Source organism: Clostridium grantii DSM 8605 (genome assembly GCF_900129965.1).
Taxonomy (GTDB): Bacteria; Bacillota; Clostridia; order Clostridiales; family Clostridiaceae; genus Clostridium_AF; species Clostridium_AF grantii.
Genome location: NZ_FQXM01000033.1, coordinates 19,325 through 40,154 on the forward strand (window position 1 = coordinate 19,325; position 20,830 = coordinate 40,154).

Annotated in this window: 17 protein-coding genes; 3 read left to right on the forward strand and 14 right to left on the reverse strand. The window is 29.5% G+C overall.

The window, feature by feature from the left end; genetic code table 11:
• Position 1: 1 nt before the first annotated feature.
• The 3 genes from BUB83_RS18730 to BUB83_RS18740 are packed head-to-tail and all read right to left on the reverse strand — an operon-like array spanning position 2 to position 2,065.
• Complete coding sequence (locus BUB83_RS18730; RefSeq protein WP_073340653.1) at positions 2 to 1,042, reverse strand: protein arginine kinase; 1,041 nt, start codon at positions 1,040 to 1,042, stop codon at positions 2 to 4.
• Entirely contained in the window at positions 1,043 to 1,573 is a 531-nt protein-coding gene (locus tag BUB83_RS18735; RefSeq protein WP_073340654.1) for an excinuclease, read from the reverse strand.
• 24 nt (positions 1,574 to 1,597) lie between these two features.
• Positions 1,598 to 2,065, reverse strand: a complete 468-nt coding sequence (locus BUB83_RS18740; RefSeq protein WP_073340655.1) for a CtsR family transcriptional regulator — start codon at positions 2,063 to 2,065, stop codon at positions 1,598 to 1,600.
• A gap of 168 nt (positions 2,066 to 2,233) precedes the next feature.
• On the opposite strand from BUB83_RS18740, the gene BUB83_RS18745 reads away from it, so the two are divergent.
• The gene (locus BUB83_RS18745) at positions 2,234 to 2,701 is read left to right on the forward strand and encodes a hypothetical protein (protein WP_073340656.1); all 468 of its coding nucleotides are present in this window, start codon (positions 2,234 to 2,236) and stop codon (positions 2,699 to 2,701) included.
• Between the two features lie 32 nt (positions 2,702 to 2,733).
• Here the strand turns inward: BUB83_RS18745 and BUB83_RS18750 are convergent, their stop codons facing one another.
• The 7 genes from BUB83_RS18750 to nrdD form a co-directional block, all read right to left on the reverse strand.
• Complete coding sequence (locus tag BUB83_RS18750; protein WP_073340657.1) at positions 2,734 to 3,294, reverse strand: MEDS domain-containing protein; 561 nt, start codon at positions 3,292 to 3,294, stop codon at positions 2,734 to 2,736.
• A gap of 187 nt (positions 3,295 to 3,481) precedes the next feature.
• Positions 3,482 to 4,678: an AI-2E family transporter gene (locus BUB83_RS18755; RefSeq protein WP_073340658.1), complete on the reverse strand. Its 1,197-nt coding sequence runs from the start codon at positions 4,676 to 4,678 to the stop codon at positions 3,482 to 3,484.
• A 251-nt stretch (positions 4,679 to 4,929) separates the two neighbouring features.
• Positions 4,930 to 6,309, reverse strand: a complete 1,380-nt coding sequence (hydG, locus tag BUB83_RS18760) for a [FeFe] hydrogenase H-cluster radical SAM maturase HydG (RefSeq protein ID WP_073340659.1) — start codon at positions 6,307 to 6,309, stop codon at positions 4,930 to 4,932.
• A gap of 2 nt (positions 6,310 to 6,311) precedes the next feature.
• The gene (gene hydE, locus BUB83_RS18765) at positions 6,312 to 7,358 is read right to left on the reverse strand and encodes a [FeFe] hydrogenase H-cluster radical SAM maturase HydE (protein ID WP_073340668.1); all 1,047 of its coding nucleotides are present in this window, start codon (positions 7,356 to 7,358) and stop codon (positions 6,312 to 6,314) included.
• Positions 7,359 to 7,817: 459 nt separating this feature from the next.
• The gene (locus tag BUB83_RS18770) at positions 7,818 to 8,363 is read right to left on the reverse strand and encodes an NADH peroxidase (RefSeq protein WP_073340660.1); all 546 of its coding nucleotides are present in this window, start codon (positions 8,361 to 8,363) and stop codon (positions 7,818 to 7,820) included.
• 209 nt (positions 8,364 to 8,572) lie between these two features.
• Entirely contained in the window at positions 8,573 to 9,088 is a 516-nt protein-coding gene (nrdG, locus tag BUB83_RS18775) for an anaerobic ribonucleoside-triphosphate reductase activating protein (protein WP_073340661.1), read from the reverse strand.
• Between the two features lie 67 nt (positions 9,089 to 9,155).
• Positions 9,156 to 11,291: an anaerobic ribonucleoside-triphosphate reductase gene (gene nrdD, locus BUB83_RS18780; RefSeq protein WP_073340662.1), complete on the reverse strand. Its 2,136-nt coding sequence runs from the start codon at positions 11,289 to 11,291 to the stop codon at positions 9,156 to 9,158.
• 428 nt (positions 11,292 to 11,719) lie between these two features.
• Between nrdD and BUB83_RS18785 the strand changes: the two genes are divergently transcribed.
• Positions 11,720 to 15,151, forward strand: a complete 3,432-nt coding sequence (locus BUB83_RS18785) for a pyruvate carboxylase (protein ID WP_073340663.1) — start codon at positions 11,720 to 11,722, stop codon at positions 15,149 to 15,151.
• A gap of 54 nt (positions 15,152 to 15,205) precedes the next feature.
• Here the strand turns inward: BUB83_RS18785 and argJ are convergent, their stop codons facing one another.
• Both argJ and argC read right to left on the reverse strand, forming a co-directional pair.
• The gene (gene argJ, locus BUB83_RS18790) at positions 15,206 to 16,423 is read right to left on the reverse strand and encodes a bifunctional glutamate N-acetyltransferase/amino-acid acetyltransferase ArgJ (RefSeq protein ID WP_073340664.1); all 1,218 of its coding nucleotides are present in this window, start codon (positions 16,421 to 16,423) and stop codon (positions 15,206 to 15,208) included.
• A gap of 15 nt (positions 16,424 to 16,438) precedes the next feature.
• The gene (gene argC, locus BUB83_RS18795; protein WP_073340665.1) at positions 16,439 to 17,476 is read right to left on the reverse strand and encodes an N-acetyl-gamma-glutamyl-phosphate reductase; all 1,038 of its coding nucleotides are present in this window, start codon (positions 17,474 to 17,476) and stop codon (positions 16,439 to 16,441) included.
• Positions 17,477 to 17,661: 185 nt separating this feature from the next.
• Between argC and BUB83_RS18800 the strand changes: the two genes are divergently transcribed.
• On the forward strand, positions 17,662 to 18,828 hold the full coding sequence (locus tag BUB83_RS18800) for an aspartate aminotransferase family protein (protein ID WP_073340666.1): 1,167 nt from the start codon (positions 17,662 to 17,664) through the stop codon (positions 18,826 to 18,828).
• 73 nt (positions 18,829 to 18,901) lie between these two features.
• Here BUB83_RS18800 and gatB read toward each other — a convergent pair whose 3' ends face one another.
• Both gatB and BUB83_RS18810 read right to left on the reverse strand, forming a co-directional pair.
• Positions 18,902 to 20,341 carry an Asp-tRNA(Asn)/Glu-tRNA(Gln) amidotransferase subunit GatB gene (gatB, locus tag BUB83_RS18805; protein ID WP_073340667.1) on the reverse strand — a complete coding sequence of 480 codons (1,440 nt, stop codon included), beginning with the start codon at positions 20,339 to 20,341 and terminating at the stop codon, positions 18,902 to 18,904.
• A 12-nt stretch (positions 20,342 to 20,353) separates the two neighbouring features.
• Positions 20,354 to 20,830, reverse strand: a 477-nt coding sequence (locus BUB83_RS18810; protein ID WP_242950718.1) for an amidase family protein, incomplete at its 5' end; no start/stop codon positions are given.

Genomic DNA, 20,830 nt, shown 5'->3' on the forward strand with positions numbered 1-20,830 from the left:
CCTAATTATCATTACTGTTTAAACTATCTTTAACCAATTTTGCTCTTATTAACCTAAGCTCTTCATTACTCACTTGATTTTTATTCTTTATAATATCATTATTTGATTGCATTATAGCCCATTGAGTATCAATAGCTAACTTGTTTAATTTAACTATACTTATATCATTAATTATGCCCATTTCTACTCCCATTCTTACATCAGATAACATATTTAAACATTCATCTTCTTTTAAGAGAATTGCTGATTTTAGTATGCCTATAGACCTATAAACTTTATCTTTTAACTCATTTTGCTTATTTTTTAATAATTTTTTACGGCAAACTATTTCTCTATTTATAATGCCATTTATTACAGCCGTCAACTTAGAAATTATTTCATCTTCTTTTAATCCAAGCGTGATTTGATTAGATACTTGGTATAAATTTCCAAAAGGTTTAGAACCTTCTCCGTATAATCCTCTAATTGTCATACCCATTTGATTTAAATCATTTATAACTCCAGATATTTCATTAGTCATAGTTAATGTTGGTAGATGAATCATAACAGAAGCCCTCATTCCAGTGCCTAAATTGCTTGGGCAACTAGTTATATATCCCAATTCCTCTGAAAAAGCATAGTCTAAATTTTCTTCTAAGAAATCATCAATTTTATCTATATAATTATAAGCCTCTTCTAAGTTTAAACCCGAAGTAATACTCTGCAATCTAATATGATCTTCTTCATTAATCATTATACTCATAGTTTCTAAATCATCCATAATAAACGCAGCCATTTCCTTGTTTTTTAGCAAATTATTACTTATCAAATGTTTTTCTAAAAAAGCTGTATTCATAAGATCATTATTATGCCATAAATAATAAGTTAAGTATTTTTTTTCCGTAATATTATTATAAAAAGCTTCTTCTATTTTTGCAACAATATCTTTCCCTTTTTCTTCCTTGAGCATATTTGGGAAAGGTATTCCTTTCAAATTTCTAGCTAGCCTTATCCTACTACTAAGCACAATATTATCACTTTGTGTATTGATCCAATTTTGCATTTACTCCACCTCAAACTGTTGATTATTCTCTATATCCCTGATTTTATCTCTAATAATAGCCGCTTCTTCATATTTTTCTATTATTATGCTTCTTTGCAAATCTTCTTTCAATTGTAAAATTAACCTGTTTCTCAAAATTTTAGTTTCTGACCTTTTAGGTATTTTACCGCAATGTTTAGAATTACCTTGTATTCCTTTTATTAAAGGAGATAAAGTTTCACTGAAATTTTCATAGCAATAGCTACATCCTAGTAATCCTTTTTCTTTAAATTCTATATAATACCTTCCACAATTTTTACAAACCAAATCAACTTTATCATTTTTTTGAGTATTAGAATAAACATAATCCATCAATCCACTTATCATATTTTGAAAAGATAATGTCGAAATAGCATTAACATCTGGAAACATATTTAATCCTCCAATTTTTTCTGCACATATTGGACAAATATTAAGTTCTTCTTTATTCCCATTAACTATTTTTGTTACATGAATTGACGCTTCATTTTTGCTACAAACTTCACAAATCATTTAAATCACCTCTATTAATTATATCTATCTAAAAACACCAGTTGCTATCATTGACTTTAGTATTTTTGCCCTAATTTCATTTATATCCCCAATGAATAATGTTAAACATCTATCATTTATAGCTGATTTCATAATATATCCTTCTTTTTCAGTAATGATTCCATTTTCAAATAAACTATCAATAATCTTTTTAGATGAATTATAAGTAATTCTATTCCCTATTTTTTCTTTTATGACTTCCATAAGTGGTCCATCTTTTTCATATTGAATTTTACTGATCTTTATATAGCCACCCCCACCTCTTTTACTTTCCACATGATACCCCTTATCTGAAGAAAATCTAGTAGTTAATACATAATTTATTTGAGATGGTGCGCAACTAAATTGATTGGCCAATTCATTTCTTTTAATTTCTATAACGCTATTGTTATTATCATCTTTTTCTATCATTGTTTTTATAAAAACTTCTATTATATCTGATAGCCTAGCCATACTAAACACCCTTTCTGACTTTGACTTTCTTTGACTTTAACTAAATAATACTCCTTTTTTTTAACAATTTCAACATATAAATCAATTGAACCATAAAGCTTTTACAAGTATAATATAATTGTAGGGTAAATTCATAGCCATAAAATGTTTTAAAATCGGGGTGTATTAATGAATAAAAAAGTAATCCTCTCATTACTCTTCATTGTTTTTTTTAGTCTGTGTTGTTATATTTATTTGACTCCTAAAGATATTTATAGATCTTATGATGCTTTAATTTTGTCTGAAAATACTGATTTAGAAGTAAAAAGTAAAATTAGTATTACTGGGATTTTATACAAAAAAATTATTAATTCAGACAGTATCGAAGCTTTTATATCAGTAGATGAATATACTTACCAAGTAGTATTAAACCAAACTTCTACCAAAGATTACTTGGGATATATTTCAATTGATAGTTCTTTCAATTCATCTGATAACTTGGTTGGAAGTATAAAAATTTCAAAAGATTTAAGTCAAGTATGGATAAATGCTGATGATCTAAATGATAAGTATAAAGATATCTATTATGCAATAGCACCTGCAAACTCAAAAATCGAAGCTGAAGAGTTATTAAAAAAACTAGTTTTTAAAAAATAAAAAACTTGGTTTACAAAAGTAAACCAAGTTTTTTATTTTACCATTAAACTATTAGTTTCTACAATTTCAAAATTAGTAAGAGTAAAATTATGCTTTATTCTTGCATTTTTAATTATTTCTTCATCTATTAAAATACCTTCATTTATGTAATCATCAAAATCATATAAGCTCAAGACATCAATATTATCTTTTTTAATAAAATTATTTATACCATTGATATTATTTATATATGTATTTTTAGAAATAGTTTTAACAGTTTGGGAAACTTGTTGAATAATTTGTATCCCCTCATATTGTTTTTCAATAATTTTTTCATCATTATCTATGTATTTTTTATAAGAAACCTGTTCTTCATAAAAATTGTCTAAAGTTAATAATTTAGGAAAATTAATTTGCTCCAAGAAAAAATCATGGCCAATAATTTGACGACAAACATCCTCTAGTTTTTCAAAAAGCTTTTCCTCTAAAAAAACTAATATCCTATTATTTTTACCATAAGCTTCTTTTATGTAACAAACCAAATTAACCAAAAGATGCTCTGTGCTCCCATAATAAAAAACTATATTCTTTCCATTAGCATACTTGTTTTCCATTTTACTTTTCCTTCCTTTAGGAATCTTAGTATTTATAAGAATTAAGTTGCAAAAGTTCTATGTTTTATACTATAACTTTTTAGAATAGAAATTATTATATCAAATAAGGATTCCAACCCATAAATTTATTCTAATACTAGTTAAATAAAAATATTATAGCATTTTTTAATTTTTTTTACAAGTTTTGTTATTTATTTTTCTTTTTTCTAGGAGTTCTTATTTTTTTTAAAAATGATTCTTTATTAATATCAGGAATTCTAAGGTTTTCAACTTCCATTTCCAATAACCCCTTTTTGTCCAAATAAGTTGCTACCATTTCCTCTATTATGTTTTTTAATAAAACTAGCAACGGCACTCCTATAAGCATTCCTACTAAACCAAACATTATTCCACCAACAGTAACTCCTACAATTATCCAAAAGGCACCCACTCCGATGCTATCCCCTAAAATGTACGGACCTAAGACTAATCCATCGAACTGCTGAAGTATTATTATTGAAATTAATACCCAAACAGCCAATATGGGACTTTGTAATAAAACAATCAAAGTAGCTGGAACAACACCAATCATAGGGCCAAAATAAGGTATCATATTTGTGACTCCAATTATAAATGCAATTATAGGCGAATAAGCAACATTCATAAACATAAGCATTACCCAACAAAGCATTCCTATAATAAAAGAATCTATCAACTTTCCTATAAAAAAACTAGAGAAAATTTCATTGCTCAAATTTCCAATTTTAACAATATAATCTGCTCTATCTTCATTAAAAAAAGCATAAACAATTCTTTTTATCCTAGCTTTTAAATCATTTTTATCTATAAGCATATATATAGCAATTACAAAACTAACTACAACATTAAATAATGATGATGTAATTCTAAAAGCATTCACCACAATCATTTCCAATATACTACTTGAAGCACTAGCTATTGTAGATAATATTTTTACTATAGATTCATTTATATAATTATTTATCTCAATTAAGTATCTATTATCTATTTTCGCCAAACTTTTATTAAGAAGATTAAATTGGACATTTATATTTTCTGGCATATCTTTTAATAATTCTCTTGAACTTGTAACTAATGCTGGTATACCTATAGCACCTATTAATATTACTATCAGTAATATTAATAAAACCACTATTGTTATGGACAAATTCCTACTCAACGAAAATTTATTTACGAAAAATCTCACCGCCGAGTCCAATAAGTATGCTATAGCAAATGCTATTAAAAGGGGTTTAAAAATCAAAAATATTTCTTTTGTAAGTACCTTATTTAGAATCAAAATTAATAAAAATATAAAAATAATCGCAGCTTTTATTATTTTATTGAATATATAATTAAACCTATCTTGAAACTTATTATCTTCCACTGATATCCCCCTTAAGCTAATAATAGCTTTTTCACTCTTTTGTAATTATATCCTCATATTTCAGTATTTATAACACCTATTTATTATTTATAAAATAAAGAAATACATATAATGCAATTATATCACAGCCTTGTAAAAATGAAAGCGTTTAGTGTTTAGTTTTCATAAATTATATTAATTTATGAGTTACATCGACCCTTCCTCTAAAATATCAAAGGCTATATTCATATATAAGAATACAGCCTTTTGAATTAGATATATAGGTCTCTTTCCCCTTGTTTTAATTTTTCTAAATTATCTTTTACAAGATTTCTTATATCTTCTCTTTGTATTTTTTCAACTTCTTTTTTTATCATTGTTTCTGCTTTGTTATAAATCTCATCATCACCATAATCTAAAGCAAATTCCATTAAAGTCATAAGAGCATTAGGGTGACAAACATTCTGGATTTGACCTGATTTTGCTAAACTCATAAATCTGTCACCTGTTCTACCTTTTCTATAACAAGCTGTACAATAACTAGGTACATGTCCATCATCTATCAATTCTTTTAATATATCTAAAGGAGTTCTTTCATCAGAAACTATAAATTGGTCTACTTTTTTAACCATCATTTCTTGTTCTTTGTATCCACCAACACCTGTACAAGAACCAGCACTTATTTGAGAAACACCATGCTGCAATAATTCTTTTCTGATTTCAGCTGTTTCTCTCGTTGAAAGAATTATTCCAACATAAGGAACTGCGAGCCTAATAATTGTAACTATTTTCTTAAACATTTCGTCATCTATTATATGAGGGAACATATCTAAATCCATTCCTTCAGCCTTTTTTAATCTAGGAACTGAAATAGTATGGAATCCAACACCATGCTCTTTTTCCAAATGAGCATTATGCATCATAAGTGCCATAACCTCAAACTTAGCTTCTGCCAAACCAAATAAAACTCCCCCACCTACATCATCTATTCCCGCTTCCATAGCTCTATCAAAAGCAGTCAAATGATATTCATAGTTTCCTTTTATTGATTTAGGATGTTGCTCCTCATACGTAGGTTTATGATAAGTTTCTTGGAATAAAATATATGTTCCAATCTTAGCTTCTTTTAACTTTTTATAATTTTCAACCGTTGTAGCCGCAATATTAACATTTATTCTTCTGATTACACCATTTTCATTTTCAGTAGAGTACACCGCATCTATAGCATCTAAAATATAATCCATATCACAGTTTACTGGATCTTCCCCTGCTTCAAATGCCAATCTTTTATGACCCATTTTTTCCAATAATTTTACTTCTTCTTGAATTTCTTTTCTTGTTAATCTTCTTCTTGGAAATTCATTTTCTTTTTTATATCCACAATACTTACAGTTATTAACACAATAGTCGCTTACATAAAGAGGTGCAAACACCACTACTCGATTACCATAAATACTTCTTTTAATTTCACCTGCTATATTAAACATTTCTTTTGTTTGTTCTTTATCTGTTATTTGAAGAAGTATTGAAACTTCCTCATTAGATAAACCTTTTCTTTCTTTTGCTTTATTTAATACTCTTTGTACATCTTCTTTAGTAGCACTTTTTGCTTTTTCTAGTAGTTCCTCAATATAATTATGATCTATAAACATGTTTATTTCCTCCTCCAATTTATATTATCTCCTCTTGACATATCAACAGAAAAACCTGCACCCTTTATTCTTCCTTCAATACAATTTCTACAATGCGCCGCTTCATCTCCGGTACATATCTTACCATCGTATAAAGCATATTTTTCCCTCACACTTGTAGGCGAAAGATTGGGCATTACAACATTAGCTCCAACCTTTAATGCTTTTTCTCTTCCTTTTGTATCAAGCGATCCTAATGCTGTTGTTGACGGCAATAATACATTAGGTAACATCAATCTAATTATAGATAACAATACTAGAGTTTTCTCCAATGTACCATTTTCCTCGTTATTAAGAGGTGTGTCTTTTTGAGATATAAAAGGCCCAATTCCTATCATATGAGGTTTTAGTTCTTTTAAGAATATCAAATCTTCCACAAAATCCTCATTGCTTTGTCCAGGCAAGCCCACCATAAATCCAGCTCCTACCTGATAACCAATTTCCTTTAAATCTTTAAGGCATCTCATTCTATTCTCAAAGGACATGTTGGGATGAAGTTTCTCATACAATTCTTTTGAAGCCGTTTCATGTCTTAATAAATATCTATCAGCCCCAGCTTCATAAAATTTCTTATATGAATCATAACTTTTTTCTCCTATTGACAAAGTTATTGCAGTATCCTTGAACCTACTTTTAATAGTTTTTATAATTTCTATAATTTTATCATCATCAAAATAAGGATCTTCCCCTCCTTGCAATACAAAAGTTTTGTATCCAAGTCTATCTCCTTCAATACAACATTCCATTATTTCATCAAGGGTTAATCTATATCTATCTGCATTTATATTTGCTGCTCTTATACCACAGTACATACAATTCTTTTGACAATAATTAGTGAACTCAATAAGTCCCCTCATAAAAACTGTATCTCCATAGTACTTTGATTTTATTTCTAAGGATTTTTCAGCTAAATATTTTTCTTCTTCCTCAGTTATATCATTTAATAATATTAATAATTCTTCTTTAGATAAGCTATTTTCATTATACAGTTTATCAATTAGTTGCTTAATCAAACTCATTTTTCCTCCTAGTTTAGTATAGAAAGTATTAAAGGTATCTCAGTTCAACTATTAATTTATACGTGTCCAAGGCTCCTAGAAACATGGAGATTTTGTACAAGTATAATTTAGTTTCACAGTGGAATCCCTATATAATCACAAAACAAAAAAACTTTCCTTCAGGAAAGTTAGAATTAACACAAAAATATATACCAATCTTAAAACAGAGAAGTATTATCAAATTTGTATATCTAATTTCCTTTCAGATTAGAAACATCTTTTCTGTTAGGTCATTATTTGTATGAACAAACAACAAAACTATATAGTCTTAAAGTTTGAACCTTATGTTAAAATTCTATCAATTTATAAAGCTTGTGTCAAGTGGAAACAATTACTTCACAATATTTCTCAATGCTGTATCTATATTATTTTACAAAAAGCTCTTCTCACTAGAGAAGAGCTTTTTATTTCTTATTCAAAATATCTATTTAATAATCCTTTAAAAGCTGAACCATGTCTAGCTTCATCTTTGCACATTTCATGTACTGTATCATGAATAGCATCATAATTTAATTGCTTAGCAAGAGTAGCTAATTCTTTTTTACCAGCACAAGCTCCATGCTCAGCATCTACTCTCATTTCTAAATTCTTTTTAGTACTGTCAGTAACAACTTCACCTAATAATTCAGCAAATTTTGCTGCATGATCTGCTTCTTCAAAAGCTATTCGCTTATAAGCTTCAGCTATTTCTGGGAATCCTTCTCTATCTGCTTGTCTGCTCATAGCTAAGTACATACCCACTTCAGTACATTCTCCTAAAAAGTTTTGTTGTAATCCTTCAACAACTCTAGGATCTACATCTTTAGCAACTCCAATTCTGTGCTCATCTGCCCAAGTTAACTCTTCATCAGATTTCTCTATAAATTTTTCTCTTGGAGCATTACATTGAGGACATTTTTCTGGTGCTTCTTCCCCTTCATAAACATAACCACAAATTGTACAAATAAACTTTTTCATATTCAATTCCTCCTAAAAATTATATAATTGATATTTGTTTTTTATTAATAATAATTATCGACCACATTTATAAATATACCTTACTTTTAGCAAAATATCAATTCAAATTTGACCTTTAACCGTCATTTATATTGAATTAGCTCTCATTTACTAGAATTATATCTTAAATACTTTCTTTTACTATGATTTTAATTTTTAATTTCCATTTTCTAATAAATAATTTCAACTACTTTTCCTACGGATAGACTCTCTGGAACATTAATAATTCTTTGATTACTAGACCCTTTAAATTTAAGTTTATTGTCTGCTTTAGTCTTAATAAATTTACCATCAATTAGCACATCTATATTGGTTAATAAATCTTTCCATCCACATCTTTTTTCAATATTTTCAAGAATATATTCAAATGTATACCCTGTGTAACACCATATATTTTTACCATATTTATTAATGTTTTTAGCTAAATAAGCAAACTCCTCTGGTTGTTCAAAGGGGTCTCCTCCTGAAAATGTTACTCCTACTAACATTGGATTAGAATTAATATCTTCTATTAATCTATCCATATCTTTTAATTCTCCGCACTCAAGAGAATGAGTTTCTGGATTAAAACAAGCTTCACAATTATGCACACATCCTTGAGCAAATAAAACTCTTCTTATTCCAGGACCATTAACCATACTCTCATGTATAATTCCAGCTAACCTAACCATTTTATCATTACTCATTTCATACACCTCTACTTATATTATAACAAAAGACGAAATGAATTACATTCCGCCTTTTATTATATTTCTATATTATTTTATATGAATTTTCCTGTTTTCCAGTGTGAGAAATTCTATCCGCTCTCTCTGCCACTTTTCCTGCTCCAAATCTTTCATCCAAAGAAAGATATCCTGTTACTCTTGAAACACCTTGAATATTTGTACTTTCACATTTTGGACAAGTATTCTCATGAGCTTCAACACGAGCTCCACACTCTCTACAATACTTCATATGAAAGTTTATACCCATGTAACTTATATTAGAATTTTTATATGCATAATCAATAATTGATTTAACAGCTTCTCCTGTAGGATAACCATCCATTTCAATATAAGTTATATGTCCAGCATTACAAACAGAATGGAATTTTGATTCTATTTGGATTTTATCTTTTATAGATATTGGGTATCCAACGGGAACATGATAACTATTTGTATAATAATCTTTATCTGTAACTCCCTCAACTACACCAAATATACTTCTATCTTGCAATATAAATCTACCAGATAATCCTTCCGCCGGAGTTGCATAACAAGACCAATTTAATCTATCTTTTTCTTTATATTCATCACAAAAACTTCTAATATATTCTATTATCTTCAAACCTAATTCATAGGTTTCTTCATCCTCTGCATGATTTTTACCTACTAATGCTGCTAAAGTCTCAGCAAGACCAATAAATCCAATTGCATATGTTCCTTGCTTTAAAATAGGTTCTATACTATCGTCCTCTTTTAAGTTTTCAGATCCTTTCATAAGCCCTTGGCCAGCAATAAAAGGCAAATCTTTAACTTTAAGATTCTTAAGCACATCATATCTATGCAGCAAAGCTTCTCTTGCTAGTTCTAATCTATTTTGCAACAACCTGAAAAATTTATCTTTATCATTTTTTGCAAGTAATCCTAGTCTAGGTAAATTTATAGTAGTAGGCGCAATGTTTCCTCTTCCTTCCGGGCCTGGCTCTCCATTAATATTAGCCATAATGTATGTTCTACATCCCATCGTAGCTGCAACAACACCTTCATTATACATTTTAAGATTAAAATCAGCATCCAAATTCATAAACATAGGATTCATTCTTTTAGCCGCAACTCTACAAGCAAGTTCATATAAATAATAGTATTTATCTTCTTCTTCTCTATTTACTCCTTGCTTAACTCTAAATATTATATTCGGGAAAATAGGTTGTTCTTCTTTACCTAAACCTTTTTCATATTCTTCTAGGAAAAGTCTACATACCATAGCAGCTTCTTCACTTCTTGGAATTCCTATATTAATAGAACTAAAAGGAACTTGACTTCCTGCTCTTGAATGCATTGTATTTAAATTATACACAATACCTTGCATTGCTTGTCTTACTTCTTTTTCTAATTTTTTTTCTACTATACTATCAAAAACTTCCTTATTTTCATCTGCACTAGTTAATTCAAAAAATTCTTTAACTTCATTTTCAATTTCAATTCTTGTCAATTCCACAAAATAAGCCATGTCATTTTCAAAATCTACGTGTGACTGTCCGCCAAACATATCATTTTGAGAACTTTGAAGTAAAATACAAGATAACTCCGCTGCACTTCCAATTCTTTTCGGTGGTTTTATTGTTCCATAACCAGTATTAAAACCTCTTTTTAATATTTTGCCCGTTTCTATGTTCAAACAATTTGTTGTCAAATTGTAGCTATCTAAATCATGATAATAAATATCTCCATTTTCATGTGCTTTTGCTAAGTGTTTAGGCATCATACCCAAATTGTGCCATTTATTAGATTCACTAGCTATTCTTAAAAGCTTTGAGCTAAAATTATTTCCCACATTAGCATTATCTCTATCTGTCTCAACACCAATTTTTTCAATTGCACTCATTAAATTTGATTTTAGTTCTCTTATTTTAGTTCTTTCAATTCTATAATTAGAGTAAGTTTCCCCAATTAATTTAAAATCATTTTCCATCAAAGTATCTTCAACAATATTTTGAATTTCCTCAACCGTAATTTTTTCTAATAATTTTTCTTCCACTCTTTCAATAACCTTATTGGTTATTTCAACCACATATTCATTGTTCAAGTTGTATCCAATTTCATCTGCTGCACCTTTTATAGCATTAATTATTTTGTCCGAATGAAAAGGAACCTCTCTGCCATCACGTTTCACTACATATAGCACACATTCTCCCCCTTAACCACAATATATTGTACTGAGCTATTATACTTTAGATAAAGATATTTATCAATTAAGGATTTTATTAATTTTTGTCATTAACTGATATAAGGTTAAATTCTCTGTTATTTTTGAGGTTTTTTAAACCTTTATATAGATTGACATGTAAAAATATATCTCATTATATTCACTTCCTTTAATCAGAATATCCCTTTATCATAAAGGTAATAATATAATCACATAACAAAATAATAAAAACAACCTATTAAAATGTGCTTTTTTTATCAATTTGATTTTTATTTTATGCAAGTTGCTTTTTTAGATTATTCATATTGAAATAGCAATTACCTTACTATATAATTGTATCAATGGATTTATGAATTTTTAAATTCTTAAAAATTTCATGTTTTAAAACTAAAAAGGGGTGAATTTAAATGATTAAAAAGTTTAAAAGGATTTTAGTTGCAAATAGAGGGGAAATTGCAATTAGAATTTTTAGAGCTTGTTCTGAATTAGGGATAAGAACAGTTGCAATATATTCAGAAGAAGACAAATTTTCTTTATTTAGAACAAAAGCAGATGAGGCTTATCAAATTGGTAAAAACAAAGGTCCTATCGATGCTTATTTAAATATTGATGAAATTATAAAACTTGCTTTGCATAAAGGTGTGGATGCAATACATCCTGGTTATGGATTTTTATCTGAAAATCCTTTATTCTCAAAAAAATGTGCTGAAGCCGGAATTGAATTTATTGGTCCTGATTCAAATATGATGGATCAATTAGGCGACAAGATAAAATCTAAAATTGTTGCAAATGCAGTAGGTGTACCTACTATTCCTGGTGTAGAAAAACCTGTTGGGTCAAATGAAGAAGCAATAGAATTCGCAAACAACTGTGGTTACCCAATAATGTTAAAAGCTGCTGCTGGTGGTGGCGGAAGAGGTATGCGAATTGTTAGAAGAGAAAGTGAGCTTATTTCTTCATTTATATCTGCAAAAAATGAAGCAAAAAAAGCTTTTGGTGTAGATAGTATTTTCATAGAAAAATATTTAGAAAATCCTAAACATATAGAAATACAAGTTTTAGGTGATAAATATGGAAATATCGTTCATTTATATGAAAGAGATTGTTCTATTCAAAGAAGACACCAAAAGGTAATTGAATTTACGCCTGCTTTAACACTTACAGATGAGCAAAGAAAAAGAATATGTGACGATGCATTAAAAATTGCAAATCATGTTAAATATAGAAGTGCGGGAACTTTAGAGTTCTTAGTAGATAATACTGGAAATCACTATTTTATAGAAATGAACCCTAGAATTCAAGTTGAGCATACTGTTTCTGAAATGGTAACTGGTATAGATATCGTTCAAAGTCAAATTTTAATTGCTGAGGGATATGCTTTAGATTCAGATAAAGTAAATATCCCTTCACAAGACAGTGTAAAAATTAACGGTTATTCTATTCAATGCAGAATAACTACAGAAGATCCTTCAAATCATTTTGCTCCAGATACAGGTAAAATTGATGTTTATAGAAGTGGTTCAGGTTTTGGTATAAGACTAGATGGTGGTAACGGATTTACAGGAGCAGAAATAAGTCCTTACTATGATAGTTTACTTGTTAAAACTACTTCTTGGGCAAGAACTTTTGAAGATGCTACACGCAAAGCTCTTCGTGCACTAAAAGAGTTTAAAATTGCTGGTGTTAAAACTAATATGGACTTTTTAATAAATGTTTTAAATCACCCTACTTTTGCTAAAGGTGAATGTGCTACAAATTTCATTGCTGATAACCCAGAACTTTTTGATATTTCTGCTAAAATTGATTATGAACTAAATGTTTTAAAATATATCGGCGAAAAAGTGGTTAATGAAACTCATGGAATTAAAAAAGAATTTGATATTCCAAAAGTACCTAAAATTCACACAACTGAAATACTTAGTGGCACAAAACAAATTTTAGATAATGGTGGCCCAGAAGCTTTAGTTAAATGGATTAAAGAAAAAGATAATCTTTTACTTACAGATACAACTATGCGTGATGCTCATCAATCTTTAATGGCTACAAGAGTTAGAACTGTGGATATGTTAAAAATTGCAGAAGCAACTTCTCACTATGGTAAAGATTTATTTTCAGTAGAGATGTGGGGTGGAGCAACTTTTGATGTAGCTTATAGATTTTTAAATGAATCTCCATGGACTCGTCTTGAAGAATTAAGAAAAAGAATGCCTAATATTTTATTTCAAATGTTATTGAGAGGTGCAAATGGCGTTGGATATAAAAACTATCCTGATAATGTCATTAGAAGATTCATAGATCAATCTGCAAAATCTGGAATAGATGTATTTAGAACTTTCGATTCTTTGAACTGGTTAAAAGGAATGGAAGTAGCTATAGATCAAATATTAAAGAATAACAAAGTAGCAGAAGCTTGTATTTGTTATACTGGTGATATTCTAGATACTACAAGAGATAAATATTCACTTCAATACTATGTGGATAAAGCAAAAGAACTTGAAAAAATGGGTGCACACATAATTGCTATAAAAGATATGTCTGCTTTATTAAAACCTTATGCTGCTTACAAATTAGTTAAAGCATTAAAGGAAGAAACATCACTTCCAGTTCACCTTCATACCCATGATACAACTGGTAATGGAGTAGCTACTGTTATTATGGCTGCTGAAGCTGGAGTTGATATTATTGACACTGCTCTTAATAGTATGTCAGGTGTAACTAGTCAACCAGCACTTAATTCCGTAGTTGCGGCTCTTGAAAATACCCAAAGAGCAACTGGAATAGATTTAAATAATATTCAAGCTCTTTCAGATTACTGGGCTGCTGTAAGACCAGTTTATCAACAATTTGAATCAGATTTAAAATCAGGAACTACAGAAATTTATAAATATGAAATTCCTGGCGGACAATATTCAAATCTAAAACCTCAAGTAGAAAGTTTTGGTTTAGGGGATAGATTCGGAGAAGTTAAAGAAATGTTTAGAACCGTGAATACTATGGTAGGAGATATTGTAAAAGTAACTCCTTCTTCTAAAATGGTTGGTGATTTAGCTATTTTCATGGTTCAAAATGATCTTAGCCCAGATAATATTATTTCAAAAGGAAAAGACTTAGCTTTTCCTGATTCAGCCGTTTCTTATTTTAAAGGAATGATGGGTCAACCTGAAGGTGGTTTTCCTAAAGACCTTCAAAATATAGTACTTAAAGGGGAAGAGGCTATAACTTGTCGTCCTGGTGAATTACTACCTGATGAAGATTTTGTAGCAATAAAGAAACTTCTTATGGAGAAATTGAACCTAGATGCTGATGAAAAAGACGTTTTAAGTTATGCTTTATATCCTGATGTGTTCAGCAAGTATTTAGAATATATCAAAGAACATGGTGATTTGAGCAAGATGGGTAGTGATATTTATTTCCATGGTTTAGCCGAAGGCGAAACTTGTGAAGTTAATGTAAAAGAAGGTAAAACTTTAATTATAAAACTTCTTCAAATAGGAAAAGTGGATTCCCAAGGTTACAGAACTTTGGTATTTGAAGTTAATGGTAATAGAAGAGAATTGAAAATAAAAGATACAACTTCTAAAGTTGCATCCGATTCCCCAGCTATAGAGTATGCAAATGAAAATAACCCATTGGAAATAGGCGCTAGTATTCCTGGTACTGTATTAAAAGTATTAGTAAAAGAAGGAGATACAGTTAAAGAAAATGATAGCTTACTAGTTATAGAAGCTATGAAAATGGAAACAAATATTACAGCTTCTGCTGCTGGTACAATAGAAAAAATTCTTGTAAAAGAAAAAGACAGTGTAAAATCAGGACAATTACTTTTAAAATTGAGTTAGCACAAATTAACAAAAGCAACGCATTTTATAAGATGCGTTGCTTTTAGTTTGTTATCAAGTTCTATACTCACCATTAATTTCTACATACTTATAAGTAAGATCACAACCCCAAGAAGTAGCTTCACTTTCTCCACTATTCAAATCTACAAAAATGGTTATATACTCTTCATCTAGTATTTCTTTTGCCAAAGTTTCAGAATAATCTATTAGCATACCTTCTCTTGCAACTTGAACTTCTCCTTTTGCGCTTTTAAAGTAAAGGTCCACTTTATAAGGATCAAAATCTGCTCCTGAGTAGCCTAATGCACAAATAACTCTACCCCAATTAGCATCACTTCCAAAAATAGCACACTTAACTAAATTTGATGAAACTACAGCTTTAGCACACTTTTTAGCATCAAGTATAGTGTTTGCTCCCACTACTATAGTTTCAAAAAGTTTCGTTGCCCCTTCCCCATCTCTTGCTATTTTTTTTGATAATTCTGTATTTACATAATCAATAGCTTCTTTTAAAATAAAATACTTTTCATCTTTCTTTTCTATCAAATTATTTTCTGCCATTCCATTAGCCATAGATAATACCATATCATTTGTACTTGTATCTCCATCTACAGATATCATATTATATGAATTTTCTATACTTTCTTTTAAAATACTATTCAACATATCTTTGGATATATTAGCATCAGTGATAATATAACTTAACATAGTTGCCATATTAGGATTTATCATACCTGAGCCTTTAGCCATTCCACTTATACCAACTTTTTTCCCATCTATCTCCACATTAACAGAGACAACTTTTTTTACTGTATCTGTAGTAAGAATTGAATTAGAAGCATCTTCCCCTCCTTCAATAGATAGAGAACTACAAATATTCTTTATTCCTATTTCCATTTTGTCCATAGGAATTGGTATTCCTATCACACCAGTTGATGCTTGCAGAACTTCTTGTGGCTGAATATTTAATTCATTTGAAACCAATTTTGTAATATTCACTGCATCTTCATAACCTTGGTATCCTGTACATGCATTTGCTTGCCCACTATTTGTAATTATAGCTCTAGTAGTTTCATTCTTTATATTCTCCATATTTATAAGAACACAAGCTGCTTTGGCTTTATTTGTTGTAAAAGTTGCTGCTGAAACTGCACTACATTCACTGAATATCAAAGCTAAATCTTTTTTCCCACTTTTCTTAAATCCTGCACAAACTCCTGCTGCTGTATATCCTTTGACATTATTCAAAAAATTACCATTTACTATTTTCAATTATTACCCCTCCTTTTATGGCATCATAGGCAAAATATCTATTGCCTCTTTATCATTAAGACCCATCATTATATTCATATTTTGAATCGCTTGGCCTGCTGCCCCTTTGATTAAATTATCTATAGCAGATACTACAATAATTCTATTTGTTCTTTTATCAACTACAATACCTATATCGCAAAAATTACTTCCTTTAACATTTCTTGTTTCAGGTAAATTATCCACTAATCTTATAAAATATTCATCTTTATAGTATTTCTTATAGATTTCCTTAATTTCTTCTAAAGAATACTTCTTATTTAAATTTGCATAACAAGTTGCTAATATTCCTCTATTCATAGGAACTAAATGTGGTGTGAAATTTAATATTATTTCAGCTCCGGAAGCTAGTGATAATTCTTGCTCTATTTCTGGTGTATGTCTATGACTTCCTATTCCATATGCTTTTATGGATTCATTGCATTCTGAAAATAATACTGCCGTATTTGCTGCTCTTCCAGCACCAGACACCCCCGATTTTGCATCAATTATTATACTATCAACTTTAATGATTTTTTCTTTCACCAATGGATAAAGCGCCAGAATACTTGCTGTTGTATAGCATCCTGGATTAGCTATAAACTTTGAATTTTTTATTTCATCTCTTTTTATTTCACAAAGTCCATAAACGAAATCTTCTAAATACTCCTGTGCATTGTGCTCAACTTTATACCACTCATTGTAGGTATTTATGTCCTTTAATCTGTAATCTGCCCCTAAATCTATTACTTTAGTTTTATATTTTACAGCTTCTTTCACTATATCAAAAGATTTTCCATGAGGCAAAGCCAAGAAAATCACATCTACACTCTGTATTTTTTTTATTGCTTCTTTTATATTTATACAATTTATGCTTATATTATTATAAAAATTGGGATACACTTTAGAATATTCAACATTATCATAAGTATTAGAAGATAAAAATTCTATTTCAACATTTTTATGTCTATTCAAGAACCACACCAACTGTTGACCTGCATATCCTGTAGCACCAAAAACCCCTACTTTTATCATATTATCACCTCTTAAAAGTTTTATTATTATTATACACAGTTTTGTATAATTATGCAAGCTTTATTTTTCATTTTTATGATTTTATAAAAATTGGTTATTATTTTTTTATATAAGTGTTGTATATTTAACCTTTATATAGTATAATTATACCTAATTTGAATAATTGATTTATAGGAGGGCTTAGAATGACTGAAAATTATGTTATGGAAACTTATGGACGTTTTGATGTTACTTTTGAAAAAGGCGAAGGAACAAAATTATATGATTCAGAAAATCGTGTATTCTTAGACTTTGTCTCAGGAATAGCTGTCAACTGTCTTGGCCATAGCCATCCTTCAATTGTAAAAGCAATTCAGGAACAAAGTCAGAAATTACTGCATGTTTCAAACTATTATTGGACCAACTCTCAAATAGAATTAGCAAAAATTTTATGTGAAAATAGCGTATTTAACAAAGCTTTCTTCTGCAATAGCGGAACAGAAGCTGTAGAAGCCGCTTTAAAATTGTCAAAGAAATACAGCGTTTCAAAAGGATATGAAAATAAAAACACAATTATATATATGAATAATTCTTTCCATGGAAGAAGCATGGGCGCTTTATCTGTTACAGGTCAGCCAAAGTATCAAGAAACTTTTAAACCATTAATGCCTAATACTATATCTATAGATTTCAATGACTCTATAGCCTTAGAGGAAGTTTTTAATGAAAATATTTGCGCAATAATTTTAGAACCTATACAAGGCGAAGGCGGTGTTGTATCCGCTAATAGAGAATTTTTGAAAAAAGCTAAAGATCTTTGTGAAAAATATGATGCTTTATTGATATTTGATGAAGTACAATGTGGAATTGGTAGAACTGGTAGCTTATTTGCTTATGAAAAATTTGGAATATCACCTGATGTAGTATGTCTTGCTAAAGCTCTTGGTGGTGGAATTCCTATAGGTGCAATGCTTGCCAATGAAAAAGCTTCTGTTTTACAACCTGGAGATCACGGCACCACCTTTGGAGGTAATCCATTAAGTTGTGCTGTAGCATGCACTGTATTAAAAGAATTAATCTATAACGGAGTAATAGCTTCCGTAGATGAAAAATCAACTTATTTAACTAATAAATTACTAGCTTTAAAGGAAAAATACCCTGTCATAGTTGATGTAAGAGGGCTAGGTTTATTAATAGGTATAGAGCTAAATTTAGAACCTAAAGCCATTATGAAGGAATGTTTTTCAAATGGATTATTAGTAGTAAGTGCCGGTAAAAATGTACTAAGATTTTTACCTCCATTAAACGTTAATTATGAAGAATTAGATGAAGCTGTATCCTTGTTTGAAAAAGCATTGATTAATCTTAGCTAGTTTTTCATTAATTATATATTTTCCCCAAAACAGCCACTATCCCCTCATGAAGGATAGTGGCTAACTGTTTTAATTAAATACTATTTAATTTTTCTACTAATAGCTCAGCTACCATCTTAGGATTAGCTTTACCTTTTGTAGCTTTCATTATTTGACCAACCAAGAATCCTTGTACCTGAGTTTTACCTTCTTTATATTGCTCAACTACGCTAGGATTATTCTTTATTACTTCCTCGATTATTGGGTCAATTGTATCTAAAGAACTAATTTGTGATAATCCTTTTTCTTTTACTATTTCCTCTGGTTCTTTCCAAGATTTCAACATTTCTTCAAAAACTGTTTTAGCAGCAGTAGTACTTATTTTTGATTCTGAAACTAATGCTAAAAGTTTGAATAATTTTGCCGGTGTTATAGCAAATTCATTTGCTGTAATCTTTTCTTCTTTTAAGACTCTAAGAACATCACCTAATATCCAATTACATGCAAGCTTTGATTCACATCCACAAGCTATTAATTCTTCAAAATAATCAACTAATGGTTTATCTGCTACAAGTACTTCAACTTCTTTTTTACTTATACCATATTCACTCATTAATCTAGCTTTTTTAATTTCTGGAAGTTCTGGCATTGTCGCTTCTGCATTAGCAATTATTTCATCACTTACAATTATAGGAATTACATCTGGTTCTGGGAAATATCTATAATCATGAGCTTCTTCTTTGCTTCTCATTGGTATAGTTTTACCTTTTCCACTATCCCAACGTCTTGTTTCTTGAACAATTTTATGTTCTTCTCCATAAGTGTATAACTCTAATTGTCTTTTTTGCTCTTTCTCTAATGCTTTTTGAAGTTCTTTAAAAGAGTTGATATTTTTTAACTCTACTCTTGTATTAAGTTTATCATCTCCCACTTTTCTCATAGAAATATTAGCATCACATCTAATAGATCCTTGCTCCATCTTACAATCCGAGATTCCAGCATATTCTAAAATATCTTTTAAAGTTTTAAAAAATGTTATAGCTTCCTCAATAGATCTCATGTCAGGTTCCGTAACTATTTCAATTAAAGGAACTCCTACTCTATTATAATCTATTAAAGTATATGGCTCATATTCCATATGCACTAATTTACCCGCATCTTCTTCCATATGAATTCTATTAATTCTTACATCGCGAATTCCATCTTCAGTTTCTATTTTAATTAAACCTTCTTCACAAATAGGTAAATCAAATTGAGATATTTGATATGCCTTTGGAAGGTCTGGATAAAAATAATTTTTTCTATCCATTTTATTTAATTGATTTATTCTACATCCTACTGCTTTTCCAGCCTTAACAGCTAAGTTAACAACCTCTTCATTCATAACTGGAAGTGTACCTGGAAGTCCTAAGCATATAGGACAAGTATTTGCATTAGGTTCCTCACCAAATTTTGTAGAACAATTACAGAAAATTTTTGTTTTTGTTTTAAGCTCTGAATGTACTTCTAAACCTATAATAGTTTCGTAACTCACATTATACCCTCCTTATACTAGACTTCCTTTACTTTTTTCGTAAGCTTTTGCTGCTCTAAATATCTTTTCTTCTCCAAAATGTGGTCCTATTATTTGAAGTCCAATAGGTAAACCAGCTTTACTCTTGCCACATGGAACAGATACTGCTGGTACCCCTGAAAGATTTATATTAACTGTATATATATCTGCTAAATACATTTCAAGTGGATCTTCTGTTTTTTCTCCTATTTTAAACGGAAGTATAGGAGATGTTGGTGATAATATCAAATCATAACTCTCGAAAACTTCTTTGAATTGCATTTTAAGTTTTTTCTTTAATTTCATAGCTCTTTTATAATAAGCATCATAATATCCAGAAGATAAAGCATAAGTACCAAGCATTATTCTTCTTTTCACTTCTTTACCAAAAGCTTCTGTTCTGCTTTTTATCATCATATCATATACATCATCAAATTCTTTAGTTCTATATCCATATCTAACTCCATCATA